This is a genomic window from Streptomyces sp. NPDC015032, from assembly GCF_043080425.1.
GTDB lineage: Bacteria > Actinomycetota > Actinomycetes > Streptomycetales > Streptomycetaceae > Streptomyces.
On the sequence record NZ_JBIBVN010000001.1, the window covers coordinates 245947 to 257917 of the forward strand.

9 protein-coding genes are annotated in these 11971 nt (G+C 71.0%); 4 read left to right on the forward strand and 5 right to left on the reverse strand.

The window, feature by feature from the left end; genetic code table 11:
* Nucleotide 1: 1 nt before the first annotated feature.
* The 4 genes from ACF08M_RS01040 to ACF08M_RS01055 all read left to right on the forward strand — a co-directional run bounded on the left by ACF08M_RS01040 (nucleotide 2) and on the right by ACF08M_RS01055 (nucleotide 6652).
* Nucleotides 2–2818, forward strand: a complete 2817-nt coding sequence (locus ACF08M_RS01040; RefSeq protein ID WP_392183128.1) for an FtsX-like permease family protein — start codon at nucleotides 2–4, stop codon at nucleotides 2816–2818.
* Nucleotides 2815–3777, forward strand: a complete 963-nt coding sequence (locus ACF08M_RS01045) for an ABC transporter ATP-binding protein (RefSeq protein ID WP_392183129.1) — start codon at nucleotides 2815–2817, stop codon at nucleotides 3775–3777. Before ACF08M_RS01040 ends, ACF08M_RS01045 begins: the two co-directional genes overlap by 4 nt.
* A gap of 113 nt (nucleotides 3778–3890) precedes the next feature.
* On the forward strand, nucleotides 3891–5459 hold the full coding sequence (locus ACF08M_RS01050; RefSeq protein ID WP_392183130.1) for an alpha/beta fold hydrolase: 1569 nt from the start codon (nucleotides 3891–3893) through the stop codon (nucleotides 5457–5459).
* On the forward strand, nucleotides 5456–6652 hold the full coding sequence (locus ACF08M_RS01055; RefSeq protein ID WP_392183131.1) for a serine hydrolase domain-containing protein: 1197 nt from the start codon (nucleotides 5456–5458) through the stop codon (nucleotides 6650–6652). Before ACF08M_RS01050 ends, ACF08M_RS01055 begins: the two co-directional genes overlap by 4 nt.
* 19 nt (nucleotides 6653–6671) lie before the next feature.
* Here the strand turns inward: ACF08M_RS01055 and ACF08M_RS01060 are convergent, their stop codons facing one another.
* The 5 genes from ACF08M_RS01060 to ACF08M_RS01080 all read right to left on the reverse strand — a co-directional run bounded on the left by ACF08M_RS01060 (nucleotide 6672) and on the right by ACF08M_RS01080 (nucleotide 11885).
* The gene (locus tag ACF08M_RS01060; protein ID WP_392183132.1) at nucleotides 6672–7361 is read right to left on the reverse strand and encodes a hypothetical protein; all 690 of its coding nucleotides are present in this window, start codon (nucleotides 7359–7361) and stop codon (nucleotides 6672–6674) included.
* Entirely contained in the window at nucleotides 7358–7780 is a 423-nt protein-coding gene (locus ACF08M_RS01065; RefSeq protein ID WP_392183133.1) for an acyl-CoA thioesterase, read from the reverse strand. Before ACF08M_RS01065 ends, ACF08M_RS01060 begins: the two co-directional genes overlap by 4 nt.
* A 5-nt stretch (nucleotides 7781–7785) precedes the next feature.
* Nucleotides 7786–9450 (reverse strand): energy-dependent translational throttle protein EttA, encoded by a 1665-nt coding sequence (gene ettA, locus ACF08M_RS01070; protein ID WP_392183134.1) that lies wholly within the window; start codon nucleotides 9448–9450, stop codon nucleotides 7786–7788.
* Nucleotides 9451–10587: 1137 nt separating this feature from the next.
* Nucleotides 10588–11097 carry a GNAT family N-acetyltransferase gene (locus tag ACF08M_RS01075; RefSeq protein WP_392183135.1) on the reverse strand — a complete coding sequence of 170 codons (510 nt, stop codon included), beginning with the start codon at nucleotides 11095–11097 and terminating at the stop codon, nucleotides 10588–10590.
* Between the two features lie 14 nt (nucleotides 11098–11111).
* Nucleotides 11112–11885: a GntR family transcriptional regulator gene (locus tag ACF08M_RS01080; RefSeq protein WP_392183136.1), complete on the reverse strand. Its 774-nt coding sequence runs from the start codon at nucleotides 11883–11885 to the stop codon at nucleotides 11112–11114.
* Between the last annotated feature and the right edge of the window lie 86 nt (nucleotides 11886–11971).

The window sequence follows — 11971 nt, forward strand, 5'->3', positions numbered from 1 at the left end:
CATGAGCCCGCGTTCGCGTTCCGACCGGGGCCGTCGCGCCCCCGCCTCCTGCGCGCCCTGGGTCCGTACCCGGCTGCGTACCGCTCCCGGCGCGGCCTGGGCGCTCGGGCTGCTGGTCCTGCTGACGGCGTTCCTCGCCGCCGCGTTCCCGCGCGCCGTCGACCGTTACGAGGCCGAGGGGCTGCGGCACGACATCTCCGCCGCGGACCCCCGGCTCAGCGTTCTGGAACTGAGCGCGCCGCAGCCGGAACTGCAGCTGTCCCGGACGGCGCGTGAGGCGGCGGTGCGCGATGCGCCGCTGGCGGCCGTCCACCGCAAGGTGCTGTCCGGGCTGCCCGACGTGGTGCGGCCCGACACCGCCCAGTCCGCGTACGGCTTCCGCACCGGGGAACCGATCGTCGCGACGGAGTCCTGGCTGCCCCGGCCGTACGGCATCGCCGCCACGCTGGCCTACTCGACCCTGCCCGCCCTCCCGGACCACGCCACCCTGCGCGCGGGGACATGGCCCGCCGTCCACGGCGAGGTCACGACGGACGAGCCGGAGATCGAGGGCGCGGTCACCGAGGAGACCGCGAAGACCCTGAAAATCAAGGCCGGTTCGGTCATCTCCGTACCGACCCAGGTCGGGACTCCGCTGACCGTGCGCATCACCGGCATCGTCGCCCCGAAGCGTCCCGAGGCCGCCTACTGGTCGGCCCAGCCGCTGCTCCGGACCCCGTCCCTGGTGCCCGTGCCGCGGGACAGAACGCGTTATTACTGGACCGCCGGCATCCTGCTGCCCCCGGACGCCGCGCCCGCGCTGCTCGCCACCGCCGGTCAGCCGGAAATATTCTGGCGGATCGCACCGGACGCCTCCCGCCTCGCCGCCACCGACCTGCCGGAACTGCGCTCGTCGGTCGCCTCGCTGGAGGGCGGGCCCGGACTGGTGAAACTGCGCGCGGTGGCCGGCAGCAACGCGGCGCTCAGGACCGACCTGGACGAGATCCTCACCGGGTACGACACCCTGCGTACCGCGATCGGCCCGGTCGTCACGGTCGCCGCCGTGGGCATCGGGGCCGTCGCCGCGGTCGTCCTGCTGATGACCATCGGGCTGCTGGCCGGGCGGCGCCGCAGCGAACTGGCCCTGCTGCGCTCGCGCGGCGCATCGCTGCACGGCATCGCCGGCCGGCTGCTCGCGGAGACGGTGGTGACCGCGGTGCCCGCGGCGGCACTGGGTCTGCTGATCGCCGTGCTGACCGTCGGGGAGGCCCGGCTGTGGCCCGCGGTCGCCGCGGCGGCCGCCGTCGCCGTCGCGGTCTGCGTCGTCCTGCCGCTGCGTACGGCGCTGCCGCACCGCAGGCCGCAGTTGCACGAAGCCCGCGACGACCTGATGCACGCCCGCCCGTCACGGCGGCGCACGGTCGCCGAACTCACCCTGCTGGTGCTGGCCGTCGGGGCGGTCGTCGCCCTGCGCCGGCGCGGCACGGGCGGCGAGGGCGGCAGCGATCTGCTGGTCAGCGCGGCCCCCGTACTCGTCGGACTGATCGCCGCCCTGGTCCTCGTGCGGCTCCTGCCGCTGCCGCTGCGTCTCGCCTCGCGCTCCGTCGCCCGGCGGCGCGGGGCGGTCGGCTTCCTGTCGCTGGCCCGCGCCGGGCGCACCTCGGCGGGCGGCATGCTGCCGCTGCTCGCGCTGCTGATCGCGCTCACCACGGCGGCGTTCGGCGGCTCGGTGCTCACCGGGATCGGGGACGCGCGGGACGACGCGGCGGTGCGCGCGACCGGTGCGGATGCCAGGATCGGCGGTCCGGGCAGCTCCGTGGCCCTGTCGGACCGTCTGATCCGGGAGGTGGAGGGAGCGGGCGGCGTGCGGGAAGTGGCACGCGTGCAGATCGAGTACGGCGTTCCGCTGCCGACCGACGGGGCCGCGAACACGCGCACGAAGGGCGCCACCCTGGTGGGCGTCGACCCGGCGACGTATGCGCGGCTGGCTCGCGCGACGGGCCTCGGGCCGTTCCCCGCCGACCGGTTGAGGACCTCCGCGCCGAAGGGGGCGGAGGCGTCGAAGGACCGGGTGCTGCCCGCCATCGCCTCGCGTTCCGTCGCCGAGCGGCTGGGCGACCGGCCGCGCGACCTCTCCACGGCGGCCGGGAACTTCACGGTCCGGGTGGCGGGTACCGTCACGCGCACTCCCGCCGTGTCCGACAGCGACTTCCTGATCGTCGACGCCGCGTCGTTCACCCGTCGCCAGACCACCTCGCTGCTGGTCACCGGTGACTCCCTGGACACGAAGGCGCTCCGCACGGCGGCGCACCACGCGGGCAAGGACGTCTCCGTACAGCTGCGTTCCGAGGCACGCGGGGCATTCGTCGACACCCCCATGCAGCGGGGCGCCGAGGGGATCTACACGGCGGCGCTCGTGGCGGGCGCGGGCTACGCCCTGCTGGCCGTCCTGCTGTCGCTGCTGCAGAGCGCCCCGGAACGCACCGCCCTGCTGGCCCGGCTGCGGACCATGGGCCTCACCTCCCGGCAGGGACGGCGGCTCCTCGGCCTCGAAGCGATGCCTCAGGCGCTGCTGGCCGCCGTCGGCGGGCTGTTCGTCGGATGGGCGACGACCGCCCTGCTGGCGCCGGGCGTCGACCTGCTGAACCTCGCCCTCTCCACCGGGCCCGGCTCTGGGTCCGGCACACTCGACACCGTTCCGCTGCGGGCCGACCCGTGGTCGCTGACGCTCCCGGCGCTCGGCGTGGTCGTCCTCACCGCCGCGGTGGCCGCCGTTCAGGCCTGGTGGGCCGGCCGCCGCGGACCGATCACCGAACTCAGGTCAGGAGACCCCCGATGACGTCGCCGTCGACCGACACCACGCTGGCCGAACTCGAACAGCGGGCCACCGCACACCGCGACCGGCCCTCGTACGGGCACGACGCACTGATCGCCTGCGACCGTGTGGTGCGCATCTTCTCGGCGGACGGGGTGGAGGTGCAGGCCCTCCAGGGCCTCGATCTGCTGGTCACCGAGGGCGAGTTGATGGCCCTGGTCGGGGCTTCCGGCAGCGGCAAGTCGACCCTGATGAACATCCTGGCGGGGCTCGACGTGCCCACGGCCGGGTCGGCGAAGGTCGCGGGGTCCGATCTGCTGGCGATGGGACCGAAGGAACGGCTCCGCTACCGCCGGGACGTCGTCGGGTTCGTCTGGCAGCAGACCGCCCGTAATCTGCTCCCGTACCTCACCGCCGTCCAGAACATCACCCTGCCCATGCAGCTGCGCGGCCGGGGCCTGGGCCGTGAACGCGCCGCGCGCGCCGAGTCGTTGCTCGGCATGCTGGGGCTGGAGGAATGCCGCGACCGGCGCCCGGAGCAGCTCTCCGGCGGCCAGCAGCAGCGGGTGGCGATCGCCGTCGCGCTCGCGAACAACCCGTCGGTGCTGCTCGCCGACGAACCGACCGGCGAACTCGACTCGGCCACCGGCGAGCAGGTCTTCGCCGCGTTCCGCCGCGCCAACGAGGAGCTCGGCACCACGATCGTGATCGTCACGCACGACCAGGCCGTGGCGAGCGAGGTCCGCCGCACCGTCGCCATCCGCGACGGCCGTACGTCCTCCGAGGTGCTGCGCCGCACCGAGGTCGACGCGGCGACCGGCCTGGAGTCCCAGGTGGCCCGCGAGTACGCGATGCTCGACCGCGCGGGCCGGCTGCAACTGCCCGCCGACTACACGGAGGCGCTCGGCATGGAGCACCGTGTGATGCTGGAGCTGGAGCAGGACCACATCGGGGTCTGGCCGGACGATCAGCCGCGCCCCTGACGGGAGCGGGTGGGGCCAGCCCCAGGACGCTTCGACCGGGTGGCCCGATGTTCCCGCGCCACGCACGCCTCTAGCGTCGTGCGGGAATCATCCACCTGATCCCGAGGAGCACGATGCGCGTCGCCTCACTGGCCACCGCCGGTCTGAGCCTGACCTGTTTACTCGCGGGCACGGTGCCCGCGTCGGCCGCCCCCGCAGCCCCCGCAACACCCGCGGCTCCTTCCGCCCCGGCGGGCCGGGGGCTCGTCTGGGGCCCCTGCTCACCGCAGCAGAAGGAGCTGAACGAGGCGGGGGCGCAGTGCACGAAGGTGACCGTCCCCCTCGACTACTCCGATCCCGGCGGGCCGAAGATCCGGATCGCCGTCTCCCGCGTCGAGGCCGGCGCCGGGCACGGGAAGCGGCGGGGCATCCTGCTGTCGAATCCGGGCGGACCGGGCGGCACCGGACTCGACAGCACCCTGCGTCTGCGGCCCGCTTTGAAGGATGTGGCCGACCGCTACGACCTGATCGGCTTCGATCCCCGTTTCCTCGGCGAGTCCACCCCCGTCGTCTGCGACCCCGCCGCCCCGGCACCCGCCCCCGGCCCGACCACCACCCGCCGCGAGGACTTCGAACGGTCCGTGCGGTCCGCCCGCGACACCGCACGCCGCTGCCAGGTGCACGGGGACAACGCACGGCTCCTCCCCCACGCCACGTCCCGGAACGTCGCCCGTGACATGGACGCGATCCGCGCGGCCCTGGGCGAGCGCAGGCTGTCGTACTACGGCGTCTCCTACGGCGCCGATCTGGGCGCCGTCTACACCCAGATGTTCCCGCGCCGCGCCGACCGCATCGTCATCGACTCCTCGACCGACCCGTCGGCCACCCAGTACGAACTCTTCCAGCGGGCGGGCAGGCCGCTCGAAGAGGCGCTGGACGCCTGGGCCGGATGGGCCGCCCGGCACGACGACACCTACCGGCTCGGCAGCACACCCGCCGACGTGAGGTCGCGCGTGGAGCGGTTGCTCGACGGGGCCGAGCGGCGCCCGGTCACCGTCTCCGGCGTCCGGCTCGACGCGCCGCTGCTGCGGCTGGTGCTGAGGCAGCTCATCCAGCACGAGGAGTACGACCCGGCGCTCGCCGGTACGGTGCGGGACCTGGCCGACGCCGCCGCGGGCAAACCGGTCGAGCCAGGCCCGGAGCTCGCCGCCATGCTGGAGCTGCTCGCCTCGCCCGAGCTGGCGGACAGCATGCTGGGCGGGGCCCTCTTCATGTGCGGCGACAACGGCTGGCCGGCCGGTGGCTGGCCGGGGAACCCGGAGACGTACTGGAAGAACATGGAGGCCAGCCGGAACACCCAGCCCGTCTTCGGCCCGCTCGTCAACGGCATGATGGCCCCGTGCGCGTTCTGGACGAGCACGTCCCGCGAACCCGCCACGGTGATCGGCAACGACGTACCCGTCCTGATGCTCCAGGCCCGGCGCGACAACAACGTCCCGTACGAAGGAGCACTGGCACTGCACCACCGCCTGACCGGTTCACGGCTGGTGACGGCGGACATCCGCTCGCACGGGGTGTACGGGCGCGGACTCGACGGCCTCACCCCCGTCCCCTGCGCCGACGGAGCCGTCAACGACTATCTGCGTGACGGCACACTCCCCGCCGACGACCTGACCTGCGCCCACACCGAGGAGGCACGGTGATCAGCAGACGTACGGGCCTGGCGGCCACGGCGGCGGCCCTGCTCGCCGGAGCGGCCGGCCCCGCGGCGGCGGCCGCCGCACCCCACCACGAATCCGGGCTCCGCAACCGCCTCCAGAGCGATGTGGACGCGGTCCTGGCCACCGGGGCCACCGGCGTACTGGCCGAGGTGCAGAGCGCCCGCGGCCGGACGACCGCCCGCGCCGGCTCCGCCGGCCTGCGGGCCCCGCACCACCCGGTTCCGTATGACGCCTACTACCGGATCGGCAGCGACACCAAGACCTTCACGGCCACGCTCGCCCTCCAGCTGGCGGGCGAGGGGCGGCTCGCGCTCACGGACACCGTCGAGCGGTGGCTGCCCGGTGCCGTACGGGGCCACGGCAACGACGGCCGCAGGATCACGGTCGCCGATCTGCTGCGCCAGACCAGCGGGCTGAACGACTATCTCGCCGTCTCACCCGACGCGGCCGATGCGTTCACCCCGGCCGGCTACCGCCGGTCGCGGTTTCGCACCACGGCCCCCGAGGACCAGCTGAAGGCGGCCATGACCCGGCCGCCCCTGTGGGTACCGGACGCCGGACAGCCCACCCGGGAACGGCGCTGGGGCTACTCCAACACCAACTACGTGGCGGCGGGCCTGATCATCGAGCAGGTGACCGGCAACTCCTGGGCGCAGGAGATCCACGACCGGATCATCGAACCCCTGGGCCTGCGCCACACGTTCACGCCGGGGACCTCGCCGTACGTTCCACGCCCCACGGCCACCGCGCACACCTGGTTCCCCGGCTGCGCCCGGCCCGTCGACACGACGCTGGCGTCCGGCGGCGGGGCGGACGGCTCCCTCATCAGCACCACCCGGGACCACGGCGCCTTCCTGCGCGCCCTGATGAGCGGCCGGCTGCTGCGCCCGGCCCAGCTGGCCGCGATGAAGGAGACGGTCGCGGCCGAGGGCTGGAGTGCGGCGCCGGGGGTCCGTTACGGACTGGGCATCGCCTGGCGGCCGGTGACGGGGAGCAGAGGCGGGATCTGGTTCCACGGCGGAACCCATCTGGGGATCGTCTCCGAGAGCGGGGTGACGCCGGACGGCGCGCTGGCCGCAACCAGCGCCACGTTCACCCTGCGGATGGGCGACCCGGCCCAGGACGCCCAGGACGCGGCCACGCTGCGGCTGGTGAACAGGGCCCTGACCGGCTAGACCGTGCTCCGACAGGCTCTCAGCCCGCGCCCACCGACACGGCGAGCGTGCCGAGCCCGCTGCCCGGTCCGCGCAGGGCGATCGAGCCGAACGGGGTACGCAGCCGCAGCCAGGACCCGGCCGCCAGCAGGGCGACCGGGAAGTCGGGCGCCGGACGGAGGAAGCCGAGGGACTGGGCGGCGTGGACGGCCCGCAGCGGAAGTCCGGTGGAATCGACCGTCCGGGACCAGATCTCCCGGCCGATCAGGTCGCGCTCCGCCCGGGTCCGGCGCTCCTCGGGCAGCGCCTCGTCGCGGGCGCGGAACTCCGCCACCGCGGCGGTGACCGCCGTGCGCAGGGAGACCGGACCGGGCAGGCCCGGCAGTTCGCGCCAGCCGCCGCGGGGCGGGAGGACACCCGTCCACGGCGGTCCGGTGACCGGTGCGGGCAGGGAGCCCGAACCGGCTGCCGCGCCCTCGGTGCCGAGGGATTCGAGGAGTTCACCGGCGGACACCGTGACGTCGAAGTCGTGCGATCCGGCCAGCCGCGCCGCCCGGATCGCCAGGACCTCGAACGACGGCGGCCTGCCGAACACGGCCAGCGCGCCGCCGCCCGCCTGCATCCGCACCGCGGCGGCCCGGTCGTAGTGGAGCAGCCGGCCGAGGAAGGCCGCGAGATCCGCGGCCTCCCTCGCGTCGGTGAACTCCAGCGACCGTACGGGCACCGTCATGCTGCGGCGGGCTCCTCGGCCAGGTACTGCTGGAGGAAGAGCTTCTCCTCGGAGGAGATCCGCCGGGGCCGCTCCTCGGCCAGGTCATACGGCACGACCACGGTCGAGGCCCGTACGTACACCTGGTCCGGGTCCTTGATCTCGTACGCGATCGTCAGCGAAGCCGCGCCGATCTTCGTGACCCACGACTCGACGGTCACCGGCTCGTGCCGGTGGACCAGCGGGCGCACGTAGTCGATCTCGTGCCGGGCCACGACGGACCCGCCCGAGAAGGACGGCGAACCGTCCCCCGGCGCCAGCCGGAACATGAAGTCGATGCGCGCCTCCTCCAGATAGCGGAGGAAGACCACGTTGTTCACGTGGCCGAAGGCATCCATGTCCGACCAGCGCAGGGGGCAGTTGTAGATGTGGCGTGCCAAGACGATCAGCCTCGCGTGAGCTTCTTGTACGTGGCACGGTGCGGGCGTGCCGCGTCCGCGCCGAGGCGGTCGACCTTGTTCTTCTCGTACGACTCGAAGTTGCCCTCGAACCAGTACCACTTGGAGTCGCCCTCGTACGCCAGGATGTGCGTGGCGACGCGGTCCAGGAACCAGCGGTCGTGGGAGATGACCACAGCGGCGCCCGGGAACTCCAGCAGGGCGTTCTCCAGCGAGGACAGGGTCTCGACGTCGAGGTCGTTGGTGGGCTCGTCGAGGAGCAGCAGGTTGCCGCCCTCCTTGAGCGTCAGCGCCAGGTTGAGGCGGTTGCGCTCACCACCGGAGAGGACGCCGGCCGGCTTCTGCTGGTCCGGGCCCTTGAAGCCGAACGCGGAGACGTACGCCCGCGAGGGCATCTCGACCTGGCCGACGTTGATGTAGTCCAGCTCGTCCGAGACGACGGCCCAGAGGGTCTTCTTCGGGTCGATGTTGGCGCGGGACTGGTCGACGTAGGAGATCTTGACCGTGTCGCCGACCTTGATGGAGCCGGTGTCCGGGGTCTCCAGGCCCTGGATCATCTTGAACAGCGTGGTCTTGCCCGCGCCGTTCGGACCGATGACGCCGACGATGCCGTTGCGCGGCAGCGTGAACGACAGGTCGTCGATGAGGACCTTGTCGCCGAAGGCCTTCGAGAGGTTCTCGACCTCGACGACGATGGAACCGAGCCGCGGGCCCGGCGGGATCTGGATCTCCTCGAAGTCCAGCTTCCGCATCTTGTCCGCCTCGGCCGCCATCTCCTCGTAACGGGCGAGACGCGCCTTGGACTTGGTCTGCCGGCCCTTGGCGTTGGAGCGGACCCACTCCAGCTCTTCCTTGAGCCGCTTGGCGCGCTTCTCGTCCTTGCGGCCCTCGACCTTGAGCCGGGCGGCCTTCTTGTCGAGGTACGTGGAGTAGTTGCCCTCGTACGGCAGGGCGCGGCCGCGGTCGAGTTCGAGGATCCACTCGGCGACGTTGTTCAGGAAGTAGCGGTCGTGGGTGACGGCGACCACGGCGCCCGCGTACTTCGAGAGGTGCTGCTCCAGCCAGTTCACCGACTCGGCGTCGAGGTGGTTGGTGGGCTCGTCGAGGAGCAGCAGGTCGGGCGCCTCGATCAGCAGCTTGCAGAGCGCGACGCGGCGCTTCTCACCGCCGGAGAGGTTGACGACCGGCCAGTCGCCGGGCGGGCAGCCCAGGGCGTCCATGGCCTGCTCCAGCTGGGCGTCCAGGTCCCACGCGCCCGCGTGGTCCAGGTCCTCCTGGAGCTTGCCCATCTCCTCCATCAGCGCGTCGGAGTAGTCGGTCGCCATGAGCTCGGCGACCTCGTTGAAGCGCTTGAGCTTGCCCATGATCTCGGCGGCGCCGTCCTGGACGTTCTCCAGGACCGTCTTCGCCTCGTCGAGGTGCGGCTCCTGCATGAGGATGCCGACGCTGAAACCGGGCGACAGGAACGCGTCACCGTTGGAGGGCTGCTCCAGGCCCGCCATGATCTTCAGCACCGTGGACTTACCGGCACCGTTGGGCCCCACGACACCGATCTTCGCGCCGGGCAGGAAGTTCAGGTTGACGTCATCGAGGATCACCTTGTCGCCGTGCGCTTTGCGCGTCTTGCGCATGGTGTAGATGTACTCAGCCAAGAGAAACCGTCCGGCTATCGATGTGTGGGCAGATACACCCCATCTTGCCTGACGGCCCCCCTCAGACGAAAACCGCACGCTCACGCCTCGGACACGGCGCCCTGACCTGCATGAACCCGAAATCAGGGGCGTCGCTATCTGTCAACGTTGGTCACCCGCGTTCAGCCTCGCACGGCCCACAGACGGCCCAGGCCAACCTTCACCACCCACCCCAACCCACCACTCACCCCAGCTCCCATCCCGTCCGCCTTCGACCCACACACCGTGGAGCGGGCGTGGTTCAGGGCGTCAAGGTGGAGCGCGCCACTGTACGAACGACCTTGACGCCCTGGGCCGCGACTGCTCGGCTCTGCCTGGGTCGAAGGTGGTCGGGATGGGAGCCCACGACGCTCGCCACGCTCCGGGCGGCACTCGCGAACGGCGCCCCGTCCATCCCGGAGTCTGAGCGCCCCCGCCGGAGGCATGTCTCTGACCGTTCCCTGCTCTCCCACCTCATCCCCCGCCCTTTCCGTCTGCTCGTTTTCCGGGTTCCGGGCTGGGCGGCGGTGTCGGGTTCGTCCTGGGTGGTGTGGCGGTGCCTCTGCTGTCCGTGAGGGGTGCGGTGTTCCGGTGGGGCCGTGGCGCTGGGGGTGGTTTCGGTGGCGGGGTGGTCGTCCTCGGTCCGGCGAGACGGAGGGTGGTGCAAAGCGTGTAGCGGGTAACCCCGTGGCAACTTACTGGTGGCGCGGGGCCGGGGGCCGGGCGGAGCGGGCCGCAGGCAGGAGCGTCGCCCGAGTCCCCGAGCCCGCGCCGGCCCGCGTGGCGGGCCGGTGGGGTGTTATCCGTAGCGGCGGCTGAATGCCGATTGCCCCGCCCGCGCCCGGTGTCCGAAAGGGCAAGAGCTACCAAGCCTGAGGAAGGGGCCCCGGAGCCCTCGGAGGCCGGGCCGGTGCGCACAGGGTTCCCCGCGGGGCGGTGCTGCTGGCTGTCGCGAACTCCCACTGACAGGGGCTCGTGTCTTTCGCCGTGGGTGCCCTCAAGCCCGATGGTTCCGGATGCAGCGGTCTGCCGCACAGCAAGGAGGAACCTCTCCCCCCTTCCCCGCCCGAAGGGTGGGGCTTGATGAGGTAGAGAAACCTGTAACGGCCCCAGGGCGTCTCAGTGCGGGGCTACGTAGCAGGCGGCATTGATCGTCTGGCCATTGCCGTATCGGTGAATCGCTTCGCCGATCTTGACCCAGCCAAGTCGTTCGTAGAGCCGGATTGCAGCCGTGTCCTTGGCCATCACTTCGAGCACAAGACGAAGATCTTGGCTCCGTGCGTAGTCCATGGCGGCCTTCATCAGCTTCTCCCCAACGGCGTTCTTCCTGACTTCTCTGACTACGAAAAGCCGGGCCAGCACGGCAACCTGCTCTTCGCTGTCGCCACTCTGGTCGATCCAAAGGGAAACAGCGTCCTCGCCGTGGGGACGCATCAAGGCGACATGGCCAACGATCTTGCCGCTCGTCGCCGCCACCCATGCAGCAAGCACGTCCGTTGAGCGCAACCAACGATCTGGCTGGTCAACCCCTTCAACGGGGTATCCGTCGGTGGCATGGACTTCGACTAGCGCAGCCCCTGCGCCATGAAGGTCCGTTTCCTCGAAGGGGCGGACGATGGTGCTTGCCACCTAGGACTCCTCTTTCACTCGACAGGCAGTTCGTACAGCAAACCCGTTTGGTCTGCCCGGTGGACGTACCGCGAGACTTCGAACGGGATGTTGTCCTGATCCAAGCTGGTGTGGAGAACCTCAAGAACCGGAACACCAGGCAGGAGGTCAAGAATGGAAGCTTCTTCAGGCGTCGGCATCCGGGCGCTGATCTCGTCCCGAACGCGGGTCATGACATGGCCTAGCTCTTCAAGGCGGCCGTAGATTCCGTCCTTGCCGGTTTTGGGCTGCATGAGCAAGGTGCCTTGAGCCTCGTCCCACCGCAGGTAGGTCGACACGATCTGAACGGGCTCGTCATCAGCGAAGTAGTGGTTCTCTCGATGGATCACGCTTGCTTCGCCAGCAGGGACATTCAAGCGTTCGGCAACATCTCGGGGAGGGACTTCGCGGGCGATGCTCGGAACCTCGATGCGTGCCGTCTTGCCCTGTCGCTGGGCTTCGAGCCGGAAAGGCGTAAGGCCTGTCTCACGGTTCTTGAGCGAGTAGCGGTCACTACCAAACCGGAAGAGTCGTTGAGGCTCCCGTACGAACACTCCGCGTCCATGTCGCGCTGTCACCAAGCCTTGTTCAGCAAGAAGCCTGATCGCTTCACGGGCGGTGTTCCGGGCGGCGCTGTACTGCTCGGCCAGTGCACGCTCCGACGGCAGTTTGTCGCCCGGCGAAAGTTGCCCTGTCTCGATGGACGTACGCAGATCCTCCGCAATACGCCTGCTTGCTGGCTGCTGTGAGGAAGCTCCGGACGCTGTCATACGCACAGCATAGCAACTGGCTTAAGCCAGCGGCTTGACGCGCGACCCCCTTCATGTTCAACTGGCTTAAGCCAGTAACTGGCTCA